This is a genomic window from Burkholderia sp. IO2 (assembly GCF_029522185.1).
Taxonomy (GTDB): domain Bacteria; phylum Pseudomonadota; class Gammaproteobacteria; order Burkholderiales; family Burkholderiaceae; genus Burkholderia; species Burkholderia cenocepacia.
This window is the reverse complement of record NZ_JAKWFH010000018.1, coordinates 90,185-110,220: the sequence shown is the minus strand read 5'-3', so window position 1 is coordinate 110,220 and position 20,036 is coordinate 90,185. Positions and strand designations below refer to the sequence as shown.

Here is a 20,036-nt window from a genome sequence, read left to right as displayed (position 1 = left end):
CGTCGAACGGACGGAGCGAGACGAGCGAAAACCCGGCGAAGCGATCTTCGCCGGGTTTTTTATTGCGCGGGCGTCAGTGCGTGAACGCGTCCGGCGTGTCGGTCACGCGGCGGTGCGACAGTTGCGACGTCCAGTCGAAACCGGCCGCGCTCGGGTGTGCCGGGCGGGCCGGCTGCGTGGCGCGCAGCGCGTTCGCCATTGCGATCAACGTGGCCGGATCGTCGAGCGAGCCGCGTGCATCGCGCGTGTTGGCGATGCGCGGCGGCGGAGCGAGTCGATCGCGTGTGCCGGTGCCGGCCGCGTCGCGCGGGATCGGCGGATGCGGAATCGTCGGATGCGCAGCGAGCCGCGGCACGACCGGTGTGCGGGTCGGTGACTTCGTTGTGCGCAGGCCGGTTGCTCGACGTGGTGAAGCAGGCGTGACGTGCCGCACGTCGGCCGTCGCTTGCGGGTGAAGCGTTGCCGGTCGAAGCGCGACGCGGTGCCTGGCTGGCGGCGATTCGACCGTGTGCGCGACGGGCGTCGCCATCTTGTGCTGCGGCATGACGCGCGTCGATGTATCCGGCTGTGCCGAGGCGACACGTATCGAGCCGGTCGATGTCGTGACGTGATCGGACGTACGGCCGGTCGCTTGAATCGCATGCACGGGCCCGAAACCCGCAGGCGGGTCGTACGTGCCGATCAGCCAGCCGATGATGCCGAGCGCGCCGATGCTCCAGCAGACCGCGTACATCGCGCGCCGGTCGCGAGGGCGGCGCGCGGGATGGCGCAACCGCCGGGCGGGGGCCGCAGCCGGCGCGACAGCCCGCCCGCCCGAAGCCGGCAGCGCGGCCGCCGGTAGCGGTTGCCACCGGCATGTGCGGTGCGGCCGGCCGACATCGACGCAGGACGTCGTCAGGGTCGCGAGGCCGTGCTTGCCGGGCCGTGCGCCGGGTGCGCCGAGAAACCGCCATTCGCGGCCGAACGGCGGGACGTGATCGAGCGGATTGACGCGCGGGCGGGCGAGCGCGCCTTCGATCGGGACGAGGGGCGATGGGGTCATGAAAGGGGTACACCGTGCGATACGGGCAACCGTGCCGGCGCGCCGCGGAAATGTCGTTGCAAATCGTGACATTGTGGTCAGCCGGCGAAGGCAGGTCGATCAGATCAATCTGATTCTTGTGCCCGTTTGAGGGCGACTGGTACGAGGTGGGTGCCGCGACAGCCGGGACGGGCGCGCCACAAGGCAAATGTCGGCCTGGCGTGGCATGATTCGCGAATCATGCCGGCGGCGCGTCGTTACGCGCCGTGCCGTCGGCGGGCAGCGATGCCCGTGCGCGCGGGTCAACCCGGCGCGTCGCGCATCGCCGGATTCATGCGGCGCGGTATTCGCGCCATCCGAGCTGAGCGAGAAAACATGTCCACAGCGTCCCCTGCCATCGCGCAGGAATCGAAAGTCCGCACCGTCTTCCGGGTGGTCAGCGGCAATTTCCTGGAAATGTACGACTTCATGGTCTACGGGTATTACGCGTCGGCCATCGCGAAAACGTACTTTCCGAGCGGCAACGCCTTCGCATCGCTGATGCTGTCGCTGTCGGTATTCGGCGCGGGTTTCCTGATGCGGCCGGTCGGCGCGATCGTGCTCGGCGCGTACATCGACCATCACGGCCGCCGCAAGGGGCTGATCCTGACGCTCGGGCTGATGGCGATCGGCACGCTCACGGTGGCCGCGATACCGGGCTATGCGACGATCGGCGTGCTCGCGCCGGTGCTCGTGCTGCTCGGCCGGCTGTTGCAGGGCTTTTCGGCGGGCGTCGAGCTCGGCGGCGTGTCGGTCTACCTGTCGGAAATCGCGACGAAGGGGCACAAGGGGTTCTATACGTCGTGGCAGTCGGGCAGCCAGCAGGTGGCCGTCGTGTTCGCCGCGTTCGTCGGTGTCGTGCTGAACCGCGCGCTGCCGGTCGAGGAAATGACCGCGTGGGGCTGGCGCATTCCGTTCCTGATCGGCTGCCTGATCGTGCCGTTCCTGTTCCTGATCCGCCGGTCGCTGAAGGAGACCGACGAATTCCTGGCGAAGCGTCACCGTCCGACGATGGGCGAGATCATGCGCTCGATGCTCGACAACTGGGGCGTCGTGGTGGCCGGCATGGGGATGGTGATCATGACGACGGTGTCGTTCTACATGATTACCGCCTATACGCCGACCTTCGGCAAGGAAGTGCTGCACCTGTCGTCGCTCGATGCGCTCGTCGTGACCGTTTGTGTCGGGATCTCGAATCTCGTGTGGCTGCCGCTGTCCGGTGCGTTGTCCGACCGCATCGGCCGCCGCCCGGTGCTGATCGCGTTCACCGTGCTGACGCTGGTGTCGGCTTACCCGGCCGTGCTGTGGCTCGTCGGCGATCCGTCGTTCCTGCGGCTGCTCGCGGTCGAGCTGTGGCTGTCGTTCCTGTACGCGTCGTACAACGGGGCGATGGTCGTCGCGCTGACCGAAGTGATGCCGGCCGACGTGCGTACGGCCGGCTTTTCGCTCGCGTACAGCCTGGCCACGACGATCGGCGGCTTCACGCCGGCGATCTCGACGCTGCTGATCCACCAGACGGGCAACAAGGCGGCGCCGGGGCTGTGGTTGAGCGTGGCCGCGATCTGCGGCTTGATCGCGACGCTCGTGCTGTACCGCACGGCCGACGCGCGCAACCAGTACAAGTCGGCCTGACGGCGGCAGGGCTAGCGCGCGGCGTCGGCCGCGCATCACATCGAAACAGGGAGCGCGATGCGCTCCCTGTTTCGTTTGCGGTCATGCTTCGCGCAGCAGGTCGGCCACCGCGGCCGCCACGTCGCGCCAAGCGCCCGGTGCAGGCTGGCGCGCGATCCTGGCCCGCGGATACCACGGGCAGTCGTCGCCGGTGAACCAGCGCCAGTCGGCTGCGAACGGCAACATGACCCACAGTGGCTTGCCGAGCGCGCCCGCGAGGTGCGCGACCGCCGTGTCGATCGTGACGACGCCGTCGAGGCGCTCGATCAGCGCGGCCGTATCGGCAAAGTCGTTCAGCCGGCCGTCGAGACGATGCACGCGCGGATGCGCGTCGACGCGCGTCCGTTCGTCGTCGTCGAGCGCGGGCTGCAGCACGATCCAGTCGATGTCCGGCAGCGCGAGCAGCGGCGCGAGCGCGTCGAACGGCATCGAGCGGTTTTCCTGCGCCTGGCGGCGTCCCGACCAGGCCAGGCCGAACTTGCGCTTCGACTGCCCGCCGAGCGAGCCGCGAAAGCGCCGGCGGGCGCCGTCGGGGGCGTCGAGGTAGCGCGAGCCGGCGATGTCGTCCGGCTGAAGCCCGAGCAGGAACGGCAGGCTCATCAGCGTGCAGGCGACGTCCGCGGCAGGCGGCTTCGCGGCGCCCTGCGCGACGAGCGTCACGCGCCAGCGCGACGCGGCCGGCGCCAGCAGCGCGACGAGCTCCGGCTGGACTTCGAGGACGACGCGCGCGCAGCGTGCGCGGACCAGCGGCACGAAGCGGACGAACTGCAGTGTGTCGCCGAACCCCTGTTCCGCGCGGATCAGCAGCGTGCGCGACGCAATCGGCTCGCCCTGCCAGCGCGGCAGCGTGCCGAGCGGCGTCGCGCCGGGCGTCTCGTGGCGCGCTTCGTAGGCGGGTAGGCCGCGCGTGAAGTCGCGCAGCGTCAGCAGCGTGACCGCGCGGTGCAGCCGCGCGAGCGTGAGATCGGGCGCGACGCGCAGCGCCTGGTCGTATGCGCGCAGCGCCATCTCGTGCGCGCAGAGCGCGTGATGCGCGTTGCCGAGATTCAGCCACGCGAGCCCGAACGACGGATCGAGCCCGACGGCGCGTTCGTAGTAGGGCAGCGCGTCGCGGTGGCGCGCCTGCGCGCAGAGCGCATTCGCAAGCCCGAACAGCGCGAGCGGAAACGGCGGATGCAGCGCGAGCGCGGCTTCGAATGCCGCGGCCGCCTCGGCATGCCGGCCGACCGCATCGAACGTATTGCCGAGATTGAAATGCGCGGCGACGAACCGCGGCTGCGCGGCGATCGCGGCCTGGAAGTGTGCGATCGCATCGTCGGCGCGCCCCATCGCGTTCAGCGCCATCGCGAGGTTGTTGTGCGCGCCCGCGTGCCCGGGCCGGAGCTCGAGCGCGCGACCGAACGCGGCGAGCGCGTCGTCGTGGCGGCCGAGCGCGTTCAGCGCGTTGCCGAGATTGTTGTGGATCGACGCGTCGTCGGGCGTGAGCCGCAGCGCGCGGCGGAAGGCGTCGATCGCATCGTCGTGGCGCTGCAGCGCCGCATACGCGTTGCCGAGGTTGTAGTGCGCGAGCGGAAATTCGGGCGCGAGCGTCAGCGCGTTGCGAAAGCGGTCGATCGCTTCGTCGAGCCGGCCGAGGGCTTTCAGCGCGTTGCCGAGATTGAGCTGCAGCGCCGCATCGTCCGGACGCAGCGCGACGGCGCGGCCGACGAGATCGGCCGCCTCGGCGTGCTGGCCCTGCTGGTGCCGCAGCACGCCGAACAGGTGCAGCGCGTCGGCGTCGGCGGGGTTGGAGGCGAGCGCGTTGCGATAGCCGTGCTCGGCCTCGGCGAGGCGGCCCGCACGGTGTGCGGCGTACGCCTGGTCGAATGCGGAATCCATGACGCGAAAACTGGCGGAAAGCGCGTATTTTCCCACACCGCGCGGCGGGGCCGCGGATCGGCCGGTCGGCATATGGCCCCGTCACGCGGAGCGGCGTAGACTTGCATGATCGCGTGTCATCGAGGTCCTCATGGCTGACACACTGTCCGATATCCCGCCCGTGCTGATCGTCGGCGCGGGGCCGACCGGCCTTGCCGCGGCGATGAGCCTCGCGCGGGCCCACGTGCCGGTGCGCATCATCGATCGTCTCGTCGCGCCCGCGCCGTTTTCGCGTGCGATCGGCATCCAGGCGCGCACGCTCGAACTGCTGGAGCAGCATCGCGCGGTCGAGCCGTTTCTCGCGCTCGGTCATCGCGCGCATGCGGCCGAGCTGCATGCCGACGGCCGCGTGATCGCGCGGCTCGATTTCGATCCGCTGCAAACGCGCTATCCGTATCTGATGTTCCTCGACCAGAGCATCACCGAGCGGCTGCTCGCCGAGCATCTGGCCGGGATGGGCGTGAGCGTCGAGCGCGGTACGACGCTGACCGCCTGCGACGCCGGCGGCACGTCGCTCGACGTGACGCTTCGCCGCGCCGACGGCCGCGACGAGTCGTTCACGCCGTCGTACCTGATTGCGGCCGACGGCGCGCACAGCACGGTCAGGCATCTGCTCGGCCTGGGCTTTGCCGGGCATGCGTTCGAACAGACGTTCCTGCTTGCCGATTTCGCGGCGATACCCGACTGGCCGGACGAAGAGATCCGCCTGTTTACGACATCCGCGGGCATCGCGGGCCTGTTTCCGATGGGGGGCGGTCGTTACCGGCTCGTCGCGGACCGGCCGCCCGGCAGCGATGCGTCGCCTGACGCGCCGGCGCCGTCGCTCGACGAATGCGACGCGATCATCCGCGCGCGCGTCGGCGCATCGATCGCGCCGAGCGATCTTGCATGGTCGTCCTATTTCCACCTGCACAGCCGGATGGTCGACCGGCTGCGTCACGGCCGCGTGTTCTTCGCGGGCGACGCCGCGCACGTCCACAGCCCGGCCGGCGCGCAGGGCATGAACACCGGCATCCAGGAGGCGTTCAACCTGGGCTGGAAGCTCGCCCGCGTCCTCCGTGCAGGCGCGCCCGAGCGATTGCTCGACACGTATCACGCGGAGCGCCACCCGATCGAGCGCGACGTGTTGCGGCAGACCGGTTTCGTCACGCAGGTCGTCGGAGCCGAGCGCGGCGCGATGAAGCTGCTGCGCGATCATGTCGTGCCGCTGCTGGCGTCGTTCGGGCCGATGCGCGACGCGGTCAGGCGCACGGTCAGCGAGCTCGGCGTGCAGTACCGGAAGAGTCCGCTCACGCTCGAGCGCGTGCTCGACGGCGGCCCGCGCGCCGGCGAACGCGCGCCCGATGCACTCGTGCACGTGCTAGACGGGCCGCTCGGTCGCGCGCCCGGCACGGCGCGGCTATACGATCTTCACGATCCGGCGAGCTTCACGCTGTTGCTGCTGGAAGAGCCGGTGAATACCGACGCCGGCGAGGTACCGCCGATCTCGGCCGACGCGCAGGTGCTCGTGCAGGGGCTCGAGCGGATCATGCCGGAAGCGGTGCGCGTGTGGCGTGTCGCCGATGCCGAAGGCGACGGGGCGGCGGGGCTCGCGCAGGAATACGGCCGCTCGCGGCCGTCGTTCTATCTGCTGCGGCCCGACGGCTATGTCGCCGCGCGCGGGCGTACGGCAACCGACGCGAACGCGTTGCTGCGCCACTGCGAAAGCTGGTTCGCGGGCATGTCGGTGTCCGCGTAGCCGCGCTCAGGCCGGCGCCGCCGCGGGGACGAGCGCCGCGCGATGCGCGGCGATCGCGTCGCGCACGATCGGCGCCGCGCGTTGCCCGGCTTCGCTCGACGGATCGTCGAGCGCGGCGAGGAATGCGCGACGCATCCGCGGCTCCCAGAATCGCCGGATATGCTCGGCGATCCCGGTCAGCGCTTCGTCGCGATCGGGCATCGATTCGAAGAATGCGCCGATCTGGTTGGCCATGTCGATCAGGTGGTCGTTGTCCATGGTTGCCTCACTTGCCTGTCGTCACGGCGGCCGGCGCGGCGGCGCGGCGCTCGAGCAGGTCGAGCTGCTCCGTGTTGAAGCGCGCATACGAGCGCTGCCAGTCGGACGGTTGCGCAACCGGCATCACCTGCACGGCCGTCACCTTGTATTCGGGGCAGTTCGTGGCCCAGTCGGAACTGTCCGTCGTGATCACGTTCGCCCCCGATTCAGGGAAGTGGAACGTCGTGTACACGACGCCCGGCTGCATGCGGTCGGACACCCGCGCGCGCAACACGGTCTGACCGGCACGCGACTCGATGCCGACCCAGTCGTCGGTCCGGATCCCGCGATCTTCCGCGTCGTGCGGATGGATCTCGAGGCGATCCTCTTCATGCCACTGAACGTTCTCGGTCCGGCGCGTCTGCGCGCCGACGTTGTATTGCGACAGGATGCGGCCCGTCGTCAGGATCAGCGGATAGCGCTGCGTGACCTTCTCCGGCGTCGGAATGAACTTGGTGATCACGAACCGGCCCTTGCCGCGCACGAACGTGTCGATGTGCATGGTCGGCGTGCCGTCCGGCGCCTGTTCGTTGCACGGCCATTGAATGCTGCCGAGCGCGTCGAGCTTCTCGTACGACACGCCCGAGAAGGTCGGCGTGAGCCGCGCGATCTCGTCCATGATTTCCGACGGATGCGTGTAGTGCATGTCGTAGCCGAGCGCCTGCGACAGCAGCAGCGTGACTTCCCAGTCCGCGTAGCCCGCGAGCGGCGGCATCACCTTGCGCACGCGCGAGATCCGGCGTTCCGCGTTCGTGAACGTGCCGTCCTTCTCGAGGAACGTCGAGCCCGGCAGCAGCACGTGCGCGTATTTCGCGGTTTCGTTCAGGAAGATGTCCTGCACGACGATGCATTCCATCGCGGACAGTGCGGCCGCGACGTGCTGCGTGTTCGGGTCCGACTGGACGATGTCCTCGCCCTGGCAGTAGAGCCCCTTGAAGCTGCCGTCGAGCGCCGCGTCGAACATGTTCGGGATGCGCAGCCCCGGCTCCGGCTGCAGCGTGGCCGACCACGCCTGCTCGAACTGCGTGCGCACGACCGTGTCGCCGATGTGCCGGTAGCCGGGCAATTCGTGCGGGAACGAGCCCATGTCGCACGAACCCTGCACGTTGTTCTGGCCGCGCAGCGGATTGACGCCGACGCCTTCGCGGCCGACGTTGCCGGTCGCCATCGCGAGGTTGGCGATGCCCATCACCGTCGTCGAGCCCTGCGCGTGTTCGGTGACGCCCAGCCCGTAGTAGATCGCGGCGTTGCCGCCCGTCGCATAGAGGCGCGCGGCCTCGCGCACTAACTCGGCCGGCACGCCCGTCACGTCGGCGGTCGCCTCGGGCGAATTGTCGGCCTGCGCGACGAAGTCGCGCCATTGCTCGAACGCGCGCGTTTCGCACCGCTCGGCGACGAATGCATCGGCCACCAGCCCTTCGGTGACGATCACGTGCGCCAGCGCATTGACGATCGCGACGTTGGTGCCCGGGCGCAACTGCAGGTGATGCGTGGCCTTCACGTGCGGACCGTCGACGACGTCGATGCGGCGCGGGTCGATCACGATCAGCTTCGCGCCTTCGCGTACGCGCCGCTTCAGTCGCGAGCCGAATACCGGATGGCCGTCGGTCGGGTTCGCGCCCATCACGACGATCACGTCGGCCTGGCCGACCGATGCGAACGTCTGCGTGCCGGCCGATTCACCGAGCGTCGTCTTGAGGCCATAGCCGGTCGGCGAGTGGCACACGCGTGCGCAGGTATCGACGTTGTTGTTGCCGAACGCGGCGCGCACGAGCTTCTGCACGAGATAGGTTTCCTCGTTCGTGCAGCGCGACGACGTGATGCCGCCGATCGAATCGCGGCCGTATTTCTGCTGCAGCTTGCGGAATTGCGTCGCCGCGTAGGTGAGGGCTTCGTCCCAGCTCACTTCGCGCCACGGGTCGGTGATCTTCTCGCGGATCATCGGCTTCGTGATGCGGTCTTTGTGCGTCGCATAGCCCCACGCGAAACGTCCCTTCACGCAGGCGTGGCCTTCGTTCGCGAGACCGTTCTTGTGCGGCGTCATGCGCACGACCTGCGTACCCTTCACCTCGGCCTTGAACGAGCAGCCGACGCCGCAGTACGCGCAGGTCGTGACGACCGAGTGTTCGGCCTGGCCGAGCTGCACGACGGATTTTTCCTGCAGCGTGGCCGTCGGGCAGGCGGCGACGCACGCGCCGCACGACACGCATTCCGATGCCATGAACGATTCGCTTTCGCCGGCGGCGACGCGCGATTCGAAGCCGCGCGCGGCGATCGTCAGCGCGAACGTGCCCTGCGTTTCCTCGCACGCGCGCACGCAGCGGTTGCAGACGATACACTTCGACGGATCGTACGTGAAGTACGGATTCGATTCGTCCTTCGTGTCCTTCAGGTGATTCGCGCCATCGAAGCCGTAGCGCACTTCGCGCAGCCCGACCACGCCGGCCATGTCCTGCAGCTCGCAATCGCCGTTGGCGGGGCAGGTGAGGCAGTCGAGCGGATGGTCGGAGATGTACAGCTCCATCACGTTGCGGCGCAGCGACTGCAGCCGGTCCGACTGCGTGCGCACCTTCATGCCGGCCTCGGCGGGCGTCGTGCACGACGCCGGATAGCCGCGCCGGCCTTCGATCTCGACGAGGCACAGCCGGCACGAGCCGAACGGTTCGAGCGAATCGGTCGCGCAGAGCTTCGGGACGTTGACGCCGGCTTCGATCGCCGCGCGCATCACCGACGTGCCGGCCGGCACCGTGACCGGCTGGCCGTCGATTTCGAGCGTGACGTCGGTGTCGGCATGCCGTTGCGGCGTGCCGTAGTCGGTTTCGTCGAATGGGTCGAATGCGCGCGCCTGCGCGGCGCTCTTGCACGCGCATTGGCCCGAGCCGCAGCCGCCTTGGCGGACGTTGTTCGTGTCGAGGGACATGCAGGGCTCCTTCTGGGTCAGGCCGCAGCCTTGACCGGGCCCGACGCGGCATCCTTGCCGGCTGCGAGCCCGAAATCTTCGGGGAAATGGTCGAGCGCGGACAGCACCGGGTACGGCGTCATGCCGCCCATCGCGCACAGCGAACCGGCGAGCATCGTGTCGCACAGGTCGCGCAACAGCGTGACCTGCCGCTCCGACGTGTCGCCGTCGCGAATCCGCGCGATCGTCTCGACCCCGCGCGTCGAACCGATCCGGCACGGCGTGCACTTGCCGCACGATTCGATCGCGCAGAACTTCATCGCGTATTCGGCCAGCTCGGCGAGATTCGACGTGTCGTCGTGCAGCACGATGCCGCCGTGGCCGACGACCGCGCCGATCGCCGTGTACGCCTCGTAGTCGAGCGGCACGTCCCACTGATGGTCGGGCAGGTAGGTGCCGAGCGGGCCGCCGACCTGCGCGGCGCGGGCCGGCCGGCCGCTGGCCGTGCCGCCGCCGAAGTCGAACAGCAGCTCGCGCAGCGTGACGCCGAACGCAAGCTCGACGAGGCCGCCGTGACGGATGTTGCCTGCCAGCTGGAACGGCAGCGTGCCGCGCGAGCGGCCCATCCCGTAATCGCGATAGAACGCGGCGCCGCGCGCGAAGATCACCGGCGCCGTCGCGAGCGTGATCACGTTGTTGATGACGGTCGGCTGGCCGAACAGGCCCGCGAGCGCGGGCAGCGGCGGCTTCGCGCGCACGACGCCGCGCTTGCCCTCCAGCGATTCGAGCAGCGCCGTTTCCTCGCCGCACACGTACGAACCCGCGCCTTTCGCGACCTGCAGCTCGAACGCATGCGCGGAGCCGAGCACGTGCTCGCCGAGCCAGCCGGCTTCACGCGCGCGGACGATCGCGGCTTCGAGCGTGGCGATCGCGTGCGGGTATTCGCTGCGCACGTAGATGTAGCCGACCGTCGCGCCGGTGGCGACGCCCGCGATGATCATTCCTTCGATCAGGCAGTACGGATCGCACTCCATCAGCAGGCGGTCGGAGAACGTGCCCGAATCGCCTTCGTCCGCGTTGCAGACGATGTATTTCTGCGTGGCGCGTGCTTGCCGCACGGTACGCCACTTGATGCCGGCCGGGAATGCCGCGCCGCCGCGGCCGCGCAGCCCCGATTCGATCAGCGTTTCGCAGGCGGCATCGCCGTCGAGCGCCAGTGCGTTCTTCAGGCCGGCGAGGCCGCCGTGTTGCAGATAGTCGTCGATCGACAGCGGATCGGTCAGGCCGATGCGCGCGAACGTGAGTCGCTGCTGACGGGCGAGGTAGGGCAGTGCGTCGACGAGGCCGACACTGCTCGGATGCGTGCCGCCGTCGAGCCAGTTGGCGTCGAACAGGGCGGGCACGTCGGCGGCCGACAGGTTCGCATAGCCGACGCGGCCCGCGGCCGTCCCGACCTCGACGAGCGGCTCGAGCCACAGCAGCCCGCGCGAACCGTTGCGAACCAGTTCGATCGCGACGCCGCGCCGTTCGGCTTCGGCCACGATCGCGGCGGCGAGCGCGTCGGCGCCGAGCGCCAGCGCGGACGAATCGCGCGGAACGTAGATGCGGGTCGTCATGCCAGCTCCTGCGTGTGGGCGACCGCGTCGGCCAGCAGCGCGTCGAACTTCTCCGGCGTGACCTTCGCGTGGAGCACGCCGTTGACCGTCATCGACGGCGATTGCGCACATAGCCCGAGGCAGTAGACCGATTGGAGCGCGACGTCGTCCGGCGCGTGGGGCGCGGCGGCATCGCCGTGCGCGGCGTCGAACCGGCAGCCCGTGCGGGCTTCCGCATGAGCGGCGAGCGTTTCGCAGCCCATGCTGCGGCACGCTTCGGCACGGCACATCTGGATCGTCACGCGCGCGGGCGGCGCGGTGCGGAAATGGTGGTAGTAGGTCAGCACGCCGTGCACTTCCGCGCGCGACAGGTTCAGCGCTTTGGCGAGCGGCGCGACGCAGCCCGGCGGCACGTAGCCCGCGTCGTCCTGGATCGCGTGCAGGATCGCGACGAGCGACCGGCCGGCGCGCGCATGGCGTCCGACGAGCGCGTCGGGCGCAGGGGAATTCGGGGACATCGGTTATGCTCCTCCAAAGTCTCATATGCGCTCGAAATTCATATAGTGCGCATCGGGACTTCGTTCTGATTGATTTTGACCAACGATAAGCGGAAGATTTCGCGGTCGCAATAGGAAATCGGAGTGCATAATTGATTCGGATCGAATGCGACGCGTATCTGACCGTACGCGACACGGAAGGCCGCTCGGCCAGTCTGTCCGAGGTCGCGCCGCTGCTGGAGCTCGTGGCCGATACGGGCAGCATTGCACAGGCCGCGCAAGCGAAGGGACTGTCGTACCGGCACGCGTGGGGCATGCTGCGCGCGCTGGAGTCGTGCATCGGCGGGGAATTGATCGAAACCGCACGCGGCAAGGGTTCGACGCTGTCGGCGCTCGGGCAGGTGGTCGTCGATGCGCAGCGTCTGGCGCGCAGCCGCCTCGACGGGAACCTGCGTACGCTGGCGGCCGAGGTGGCCAGCGAGCTCAACCGGCGGCTCGCGCAGCGCGATGGCGCCGTGCGCATTCATGCGTCGCACGGTTACGCGGTCGCGGCGCTCGTCTCCGCGCTCGTCGATGCGCAGGCGGCCGTCGACATCAAGTATCGCGAGAGCGTCGAGGCCGTGCAGGCGCTCGTCCGCGGCGAATGCGACCTCGCCGGCTTTCATTTGCCGCGCGGCGCGTTTCGCGCGCAGTGCGCGCAAATCTACCGGCCCTGGCTCGACGACACGCGCCACGTGCTGATTCATCTGACGCGCCGCCAGCAGGGGTTGTTCGTCCCGCGCGGCAATCCGAAGCAGGTCCGCGGGCTGGCGGATCTGGCACGCAACGACATCCGCTTCGTCAATCGCCAGCCGGGGTCGGGCACGCGCATGCTGCTGGATCTCGCGTTGCGCGCGATCGGCATCGATCCGGAGCGCATCGACGGCTATGCGTCGGCCGAACTCACGCATTCCGCGATCGCGGCGTTCGTCGCGAGCGGCATGGCCGATCTCGGTTTCGGTGTCGAGCCGGCCGCCCGTCATTTCGGGCTAGACTTCATTCCGGTCGTCGACGAGGACTATTACTTCGCCTGCGAGCGCGCCCGGCTCGATGTGCGGCCGCTCGCCGACGTGCTGGCGCTGCTGCGCGACGCACGGTTCGTCGAACGGGTCGCGCATCTCGACGGCTACGATCCGGCCGCGTGCGGCGCGCTGGAGTGCATCGCGACCGGGCTGGCCGGCAGCGACGGCGCGAGCGCGTCTGACGGCAATTCCCGGTAACGAAGACGCGATCGAACCGCGCTGCAGCAGTGGGGGATTTGCGCTACGCTTGCCGCTTGATCAACGTTCCAACAAGCACGCCGTTCAGGCGTCATCCGCCATGAAATTTTCCGTTCCCCTTGCCGCGGCAGCGTTGACCGCGGGGCTGCTGGTCGTCGCTTCGCCGTTTGCGTTCGCGCAGAATTCCCCGGGTGTGCCCGGCGGGATCCTGAGCGAACAGTTTCGCCTGAACGAACATCCGCAGATGCCGTTCGCGGCGTCGGCGCCGTCGCAGAAATACCAGGGCAGCAAGAAGTCGGCATTGCGCCGTAAGGGGGACCTGGGCGATCCGAACGGCTGCAACCTGAAGTGCCCGATGGATAGCCGGTAACGCGCAGGCTGTGTGCTTGCGCCCGGGTGAGGCGCCTGTCCTCTGGACAGCAGCCGGATCAACTGACAACCGATTGCGCCCGATCCGCTTTGTTCGAGCCCCGCGAAGCCTGCCGCTTCGCGGGGCTTGTGCTTTGGGGCAGGCATTTCCTGCAATGCGGGGACGACCCCGCGACCGTTCGCCTGCGCGTCATATCGACGGTGATTCAGGGTTAACCCGTAAATCAGGAAGGATGTCTTCCTGAAACCTGCCTTATTCTTAAGCATCCACCTACATAAACTTCGGTTTGTCGGCGCTGATCAACGTGTTCACCGCCGAATCAGACAAACCTGGAGGTAGGTCATCATGAAGTCGCTCGTTCAAGCTGTTGTCGTTGCTGCCGCTCTCGTTGCCCCGGTCGTGTCGTTCGCCCAGTCGGGTTCGACGATCACCCGTGCGCAGGTCCGTGCCGAACTGGTTCAGCTCCAGCAGGCCGGTTACAACTCCGCCCGTGGCGAAGATCCGCATTATCCGGAAGCGATCCAGGCCGCAACGGCGCGTATCGCGGAGCAGCAGCGCAGTGCACTGGCGCAAGCGCAAGGCGCCGACGTCAGCGGCTACGGTGCGCAGGCACAGGGCGCATCGGCATCGGGTTCGCGTGCGATGGGCGTGCGCCCGGCCAGCGCGGAAGAAATGAAGTCGCTGTATCGCGGCAGCTAAGTCGTACATCGCCCGGTGCGGGCAGGCGCGACGCCTGACCGCCGGGCCGGCCGCTGCCCCGCGCAAGCGATGATGCCGCGGGCGCGGCAGAACATCCGTCACCTCCTGCCGCCGGAACGCCGGCGGCATTCCGCCCGGCCCGCCCGTGGCTGGGCGCTTTTTCGGAAGGGGTCGGACGTGCGTTTCGTCGGCAACAAAAAACCCCGCAGACTTGCGTCTTGCGGGGTTCGTGCGACGAACGCGGAATTTGGTGGAGGCGGCGGGAATCGAACCCGCGTCCAGAAGCGCTCCACGACTAGTTCTACATGTTTAGTCCAGTCTTTTGATTTAACCGCAGCGACGCGGACGAACACGCTGCACTACGGCGATTCGCTAGATTTTCGACCCTGGCGTCGCGACGCCGACAGGGCTTAACTGACGTAAATGACCTCTGGCGGTATTGCTACCGGTCTTGCGACACTAGCCCGTCAGTGAACTAGGCAGAGGACGGCGGCCCTTAGGCTGCCAGTGCGAACGTATCGTCGTTTGCAGTTACGATTTTCCCATTGATTAACGAGGTGACGGGTCCTCGACATGCCCTAGCCGCTTCACAACCCCTGTCGAAACCAGGTCGCCCCCGCGGATAAGATCAATCATTATAGCCCAACATCGCGCAGCAGGTCCCGCAGTTCCTGCGTCGTGTCGACGAGGTGCTGGGCCTGCCAGTCGGCCGGCGCGATACCGTCGCCGCAATAGCCGTATGCGGCCGCGACCGTGGCCATGCCGGCGGCGCTGCCGGCCTGAATGTCGCGCAGGTCGTCGCCGACGTAGACGATGCGCGCGGGCGCGAGCGTCAGCTGGCCGGCTGCATGCAGCAGCGGGGCCGGATGCGGCTTCGAGTGCGGCGTTGTGTCGCCCCCGACGACGCAGGCGGCCCGCGACGCGAGGCCGAGCAGCTCGACGAGCGGTGCCGTGAGCCGCATCGCCTTGTTCGTGACGATGCCCCAGCGCACGCCGCGCGCATCGAGTTCGTCGAGCACGTCGCGGATGCCCGGGAACAGCGTGGTATGCACGCACAGATCGGTCGCATAGTTGGCGAGGAACTCGTCGCGCATCGCGTCGTAGCCCGGCGTGTGCGGGTCGATGCCGAACGCGCCGCCGAGCAGCCCGCGCGCGCCGGCCGAGGCCAGCGGCCGCAACACGTCGAGCGACGTTTCGGGCAGGCCGCGTTCGCGCTGCATCTTGTTGACGGCTGCCGCGAGATCGGGCGCCGTGTCGGCGAGCGTGCCGTCCAGGTCGAACAGGACCGCATCGCAGTGCAGCAGGCGCGGCTCGTCGGCGATCCGCGCGGTCGAAAGGGAAGTCGTCATGCGGGTCGGGGAGTCACGCGCCGCGGCGGCACGCGACGAGGTAGTTGATGTCGGTGTCGTTCGACAGCGCGAAGCGCTTGCCGATCGGGTGATACGTGATGCCCTTGATCTCGACGATGTGCAGATCCGTCGCACGCACGAAGCCGGCCAGCTCCGACGGGCGGATGAAGCGCGCGTAATCGTGCGTGCCCTTCGGCAGCATTTGCGCGATGTACTCGGCGCCGATCACGGCGAACAGGTAGGACTTCAGGTTGCGGTTCAGCGTCGAGAAGAACACCCAGCCGCCCGGCTTCACGAGCGTCGCGCACGCGGCCACGACATCGCCCGGCGACGGCACGTGCTCGAGCATTTCCATGCAGGTGACGACGTCGTAGGTACCCGGTTCGCGCGCGGCGATCGCTTCGGCGGCGATCGCCTCGTAATCGACCGAAATGCCGCTTTCGAGGCTGTGCAGGTCGGCCACGCCGAGCGCTTCGGTCGACAGGTCGATGCCTTTCACCTGGGCGCCGAGCCCGGCCATCGATTCGGACAGGATGCCGCCGCCGCAGCCGATGTCGAGTGCGCGCTTGCCGGCCAGATGCGCATGCGCGTCGATCCAGCCGAGCCGGACCGGGTTCAGGTCGTGCAGCGGTTTGAATTCGGCATTCGGGTCCCACCAACGGTGGGCGAGGTCGCTGAATTTCTGGAGTTCGTGCGGATCGGCGTTGGTCATGTCGGCAAACGGGCTACGAGAGGAGGGCGGTGCTTCGGTGCGTCAGCCCCGAGTATATAAGCGGGCGGACTACGAGGCCAGCGAGCGCCTGGACGGGCGTCAATGAAAAAGCCCCGCCGGAGCGGGGCTTTGAAGCAGTCGAAAACCGCGGCTTAGTTTGCCGGAACGGTCGTCTTCTGCACTTGCTGCGTACCAACCACTTCGACTTCCACGCGGCGGTCCGGTGCGAGGCAGGCGATGAGTTGCTTGCGGTTCTTCTGGTTGCAGCCAGTCGTAACCGGGTTGCGCTTGCCCTTGCCTTCCGTGTAGATCTTGTTGGCCGGCACACCCTTGCTGACCAGGTACGACTTCACGGCTTGCGCACGGCGCAGCGACAGACGGTCGTTGTACTTGTCCGAACCGATGCGGTCCGTGTAGCCCGTTGCGACGACCACTTCCGTGTTCATGCCTTCGATCTTCGAAGCCAGTTCGTCCAGCTTTTGCTTGCCCAGCGGCTTGAGCGTTGCCTTGTCGAAGTCGAACAGTGCGTCAGCTTGATACGTGATCTTCTGGCTCGTGATGGCCGGAGCGACCGGAGCGACCGGCGGCTGCGGTGCCTGGGCGACCAGTGCGCCATCGCACTTCGCGTTGGCGGTGGCCGGCGTCCAGAACGCATCGCGCCAGCAGAGCTCGTTCGTGCCGTTCATCCACACCCATTCGCCCGTGCCGTTCACCCAGTTGTCATTGACGGCTTGACGCGACGCCGGCACCGACTGTGCCGAAGCGGATGCAGCCATAACTGCGGTAGCTGCAATGAACGCGAGCTTTGAAAGTTTATTCATATTTCTCCTCTCGAAATTGAGATTACCGCAGGTTTACTGCGAGCCTGTTGACGGTGACAAGTCATACATTGCTCGAAGTATAACATTGGTGCGGCACAAAAAACGCGGCACCGCTCTGTGTAGACTTCGAGCAGCGTCTAACTTTCAGTGCGTTGGCATTTTGCCATATCGTTCCCTTCCTACGAAAAAAAATCCTCCCCACCCCAAGATCGCTTCAACTTTGTGGTGCATGCGCAACACCGGCCTGCCGTAACTTTTAGAGATTGTCAAGAGCGGGGCGGCGAAATTGCGTGAATGCATGCAGTTGTTTACTCGTGCGCATGAAACGCGGGGGCGACCGCCTGCGACGTCGAGTCGCACGCGATTTCGGCCGATTCGCGGCGACCGCGATTTTTGCTGTTTACATATAGAGGGGGAGGCGGATTGGCGGCTGATGGGCGCATGTTAGAATCTCGCGTTGCGTTGCGCATGCAGCGCCCACGCGAAAGGCGTTCGCCGTCTTCGCTCCGAAACGATACGGATACATGGATCAATTCGCCAAAGAGACCCTGCCCACCTCCCTAGAGGAGGAAATGCGCCGTTCGTATCTCGATTACGCGATGAGCGTGATCGTCGGACGTGCCCTCCCGGATGTCCGCGATGGCCTCAAGCCCGTGCACCGGCGCGTGTTGTTCGCGATGCACGAACTGAACAACGACTGGAACCGCGCGTACAAGAAGTCGGCGCGTATCGTCGGCGACGTGATCGGTAAATATCACCCTCACGGCGATACCGCGGTCTACGACACGATCGTGCGGATGGCGCAGGACTTCTCGCTGCGCTACATGCTGATCGACGGACAGGGCAACTTCGGCTCGATCGACGGCGACAATGCCGCGGCGATGCGTTACACCGAAATTCGCATGGCGAAGATCGGTCACGAGCTGCTTGCCGACATCGACAAGGAAACGGTCGATTTCGAGCCGAACTACGACGGCAACGAAATGCAGCCGTCGGTCCTGCCGTCGCGCATCCCGAACCTGCTGATCAACGGCTCGTCGGGCATCGCGGTCGGCATGGCGACCAACATCCCGCCGCACAACCTGAACGAAGTCGTCGACGCGTGCCAGCACCTGCTGGGCAACCCGGAAGCGACGATCGACGAGCTGATCGAGATCATCCCGGCGCCGGACTTCCCGACGGCCGGCATCATCTACGGCGTCGCCGGCGTGCGCGACGGCTACCGCACCGGGCGCGGCCGCGTCGTGATGCGCGCGGCCACGCACTTCGAGGAGATCGACCGCGGCCAGCGGATGGCGATCATCGTCGACGAGCTGCCGTACCAGGTGAACAAGCGCTCGCTGCTCGAGCGGATCGCCGAGCTCGTCAACGAGAAGAAGCTCGAAGGCATTTCCGACATCCGCGACGAGTCCGACAAGAGCGGCATGCGTGTCGTGATCGAGCTCAAGCGCGGCGAAGTGCCTGAAGTGGTGCTGAACAACCTGTACAAGGCGACGCAGCTGCAGGACACGTTCGGCATGAACATGGTCGCGCTGGTCGACGGCCAGCCGAAGCTGCTGAACCTGAAGGAAATCCTGCAGTGCTTCCTGTCGCACCGACGCGAAGTGCTGACGCGCCGCACGATCTACGAACTGCGCAAGGCCCGCGAACGCGGCCACGTGCTCGAAGGTCTCGCGGTCGCGCTCGCGAACATCGACGAGTTCATCGCGATCATCAAGGCCGCGCCGACGCCGCCGATCGCGAAGCAGGAACTGATGGCCAAGCCGTGGGATTCGTCGCTCGTGCGCGAGATGCTGACGCGCGCCGAGAGCGAGAACGCGGCGGCCGGCGGCCGTTCCGCGTACCGTCCGGAAGGCCTGAACCCGGCGTTCGGGATGCAGGCCGACGGGCTGTACCGCCTGTCCGACACGCAGGCGCAGGAAATCCTGCAGATGCGCCTGCAGCGCCTGACCGGCCTCGAGCAGGACAAGATCATCGGCGAGTACCGCGACGTGATGGCGCAGATCGCCGACCTGCTGGACATCCTCGCGCGCCCCGAGCGGATCACGACGATGATCGGCGAGGAGCTGACCGCGGTGAAGGCCGAATTCGGCGACGCGCGCCGCTCGAGGATCGAGCTGAACGCGACCGAGCTGAACACCGAGGATCTGATCACGCCGCAGGACATGGTCGTCACGATGTCGCATGCGGGCTACGTGAAGTCGCAGCCGCTGTCCGAGTACCGCGCGCAGAAGCGCGGCGGTCGCGGCAAGCAGGCGACGCAGATGAAGGAAGACGACTGGATCGAGACGCTGTTCATCGCGAACACGCACGACTACATCCTGTGCTTCTCGAACCGGGGCCGCGTGTACTGGGTCAAGGTCTATGAGGTGCCGCAAGGCTCGCGCAACTCGCGCGGCCGTCCGATCGTCAACATGTTCCCGCTGCAGGAAGGCGAGAAGATCAACGTCGTGCTGCCGGTCAAGGAATTCTCGGCCGACAAGTTCATCTTCATGGCGACGTCGCTCGGCACCGTGAAGAAGACGCCGCTCGAAGCGTTCAGCCGCCCGATGAAGAAGGGCATCATCGCGGTCGGCCTCGACGAGGGCGACTACCTGATCGGCGCGTCGATCACCGACGGTGCGCACGACGTGATGCTGTTCTCGGACTCCGGCAAGGCCGTGCGTTTCGACGAGAACGACGTGCGCCCGATGGGGCGCGAGGCGCGCGGCGTGCGCGGCATGCAGCTCGAGGACGGGCAGCAGGTCATCGCGCTGCTGGTCGCGGGCAGCGAGGAGCAGACCGTGCTCACCGCTACCGAAAACGGCTACGGCAAACGCACGCCGATCACCGAGTACACGCGCCATGGCCGCGGCACGAAGGGTATGATCGCGATCCAGACGTCCGAGCGCAACGGCAAGGTCGTGGCTGCCACGCTCGTCGACGCCGAGGATCAGATCATGCTGATCACGACGGCCGGCGTGTTGATTCGCACCCGCGTATCCGAGATTCGCGAGATGGGGCGCGCCACGCAAGGTGTTACACTCATCAGTCTCGATGAGGGTACCAAGCTCTCTGGCCTGCAGCAGATCGCCGAGGCCGAAGAGGGAGAGGGCGAGGCCGACGAGGCGTCGGACGGCGAAGCCTGAAGAACGGATGAGACTCTGGCCGCC

15 protein-coding genes and 1 other RNA gene are annotated in these 20,036 nt (G+C 67.3%); 6 read left to right on the top strand and 10 right to left on the bottom strand.

Annotated elements, in window-relative coordinates:
- Positions 1–73 precede the first annotated feature (73 nt).
- The gene (locus MMB92_RS14165) at positions 74–1,042 is read right to left on the bottom strand and encodes a hypothetical protein (protein WP_277562735.1); all 969 of its coding nucleotides are present in this window, start codon (positions 1,040–1,042) and stop codon (positions 74–76) included.
- A gap of 354 nt (positions 1,043–1,396) precedes the next feature.
- Here MMB92_RS14165 and MMB92_RS14160 point away from each other — a divergent pair, with 354 nt between their 5' ends.
- Complete coding sequence (locus MMB92_RS14160; protein ID WP_011694210.1) at positions 1,397–2,692, top strand: MFS transporter; 1,296 nt, start codon at positions 1,397–1,399, stop codon at positions 2,690–2,692.
- A gap of 81 nt (positions 2,693–2,773) precedes the next feature.
- Here MMB92_RS14160 and MMB92_RS14155 read toward each other — a convergent pair whose 3' ends face one another.
- Positions 2,774–4,681 (bottom strand): tetratricopeptide repeat protein, encoded by a 1,908-nt coding sequence (locus tag MMB92_RS14155; RefSeq protein WP_080323309.1) that lies wholly within the window; start codon positions 4,679–4,681, stop codon positions 2,774–2,776.
- A 58-nt stretch (positions 4,682–4,739) separates the two neighbouring features.
- Between MMB92_RS14155 and MMB92_RS14150 the strand changes: the two genes are divergently transcribed.
- Positions 4,740–6,386 (top strand): FAD-dependent monooxygenase, encoded by a 1,647-nt coding sequence (locus MMB92_RS14150; protein WP_006486889.1) that lies wholly within the window; start codon positions 4,740–4,742, stop codon positions 6,384–6,386.
- A 6-nt stretch (positions 6,387–6,392) separates the two neighbouring features.
- Here the strand turns inward: MMB92_RS14150 and MMB92_RS14145 are convergent, their stop codons facing one another.
- The 4 genes from MMB92_RS14145 to MMB92_RS14130 are packed head-to-tail and all read right to left on the bottom strand — an operon-like array spanning position 6,393 to position 11,695.
- Positions 6,393–6,644: a formate dehydrogenase subunit delta gene (locus MMB92_RS14145; RefSeq protein ID WP_006486928.1), complete on the bottom strand. Its 252-nt coding sequence runs from the start codon at positions 6,642–6,644 to the stop codon at positions 6,393–6,395.
- Positions 6,645–6,651: 7 nt separating this feature from the next.
- Positions 6,652–9,603 carry a formate dehydrogenase subunit alpha gene (gene fdhF, locus MMB92_RS14140; protein WP_277562734.1) on the bottom strand — a complete coding sequence of 984 codons (2,952 nt, stop codon included), beginning with the start codon at positions 9,601–9,603 and terminating at the stop codon, positions 6,652–6,654.
- 17 nt (positions 9,604–9,620) lie between these two features.
- Positions 9,621–11,198 (bottom strand): formate dehydrogenase beta subunit, encoded by a 1,578-nt coding sequence (locus MMB92_RS14135; RefSeq protein ID WP_275524182.1) that lies wholly within the window; start codon positions 11,196–11,198, stop codon positions 9,621–9,623.
- Positions 11,195–11,695 (bottom strand): NAD(P)H-dependent oxidoreductase subunit E, encoded by a 501-nt coding sequence (locus MMB92_RS14130; protein WP_277562733.1) that lies wholly within the window; start codon positions 11,693–11,695, stop codon positions 11,195–11,197. Before MMB92_RS14130 ends, MMB92_RS14135 begins: the two co-directional genes overlap by 4 nt.
- 131 nt (positions 11,696–11,826) lie before the next feature.
- Here MMB92_RS14130 and MMB92_RS14125 point away from each other — a divergent pair, with 131 nt between their 5' ends.
- The 3 genes from MMB92_RS14125 (at position 11,827) to MMB92_RS14115 (ending at position 14,002) form a co-directional block, all read left to right on the top strand.
- Positions 11,827–12,933 (top strand): substrate-binding domain-containing protein, encoded by a 1,107-nt coding sequence (locus tag MMB92_RS14125; protein ID WP_077190896.1) that lies wholly within the window; start codon positions 11,827–11,829, stop codon positions 12,931–12,933.
- A gap of 100 nt (positions 12,934–13,033) precedes the next feature.
- On the top strand, positions 13,034–13,303 hold the full coding sequence (locus MMB92_RS14120; RefSeq protein WP_006486884.1) for a hypothetical protein: 270 nt from the start codon (positions 13,034–13,036) through the stop codon (positions 13,301–13,303).
- A 345-nt stretch (positions 13,304–13,648) separates the two neighbouring features.
- Entirely contained in the window at positions 13,649–14,002 is a 354-nt protein-coding gene (locus MMB92_RS14115; RefSeq protein ID WP_006486887.1) for a DUF4148 domain-containing protein, read from the top strand.
- Between the two features lie 248 nt (positions 14,003–14,250).
- Here MMB92_RS14115 and ssrA read toward each other — a convergent pair.
- From ssrA to ompA, 4 genes are all read right to left on the bottom strand, one after another.
- Positions 14,251–14,620, bottom strand: a transfer-messenger RNA (tmRNA) gene (gene ssrA / locus MMB92_RS14110).
- 17 nt (positions 14,621–14,637) lie between these two features.
- Positions 14,638–15,351, bottom strand: a complete 714-nt coding sequence (gph, locus tag MMB92_RS14105) for a phosphoglycolate phosphatase (protein ID WP_277562732.1) — start codon at positions 15,349–15,351, stop codon at positions 14,638–14,640.
- A gap of 13 nt (positions 15,352–15,364) precedes the next feature.
- Positions 15,365–16,063 (bottom strand): bifunctional 2-polyprenyl-6-hydroxyphenol methylase/3-demethylubiquinol 3-O-methyltransferase UbiG, encoded by a 699-nt coding sequence (gene ubiG / locus MMB92_RS14100; RefSeq protein WP_006486844.1) that lies wholly within the window; start codon positions 16,061–16,063, stop codon positions 15,365–15,367.
- 152 nt (positions 16,064–16,215) lie between these two features.
- Entirely contained in the window at positions 16,216–16,884 is a 669-nt protein-coding gene (gene ompA, locus MMB92_RS14095) for an outer membrane protein OmpA (protein WP_006476579.1), read from the bottom strand.
- A gap of 524 nt (positions 16,885–17,408) precedes the next feature.
- Here ompA and gyrA point away from each other — a divergent pair.
- Complete coding sequence (gene gyrA / locus MMB92_RS14090; protein ID WP_012492866.1) at positions 17,409–20,012, top strand: DNA gyrase subunit A; 2,604 nt, start codon at positions 17,409–17,411, stop codon at positions 20,010–20,012.
- Positions 20,013–20,036 lie beyond the last annotated feature (24 nt).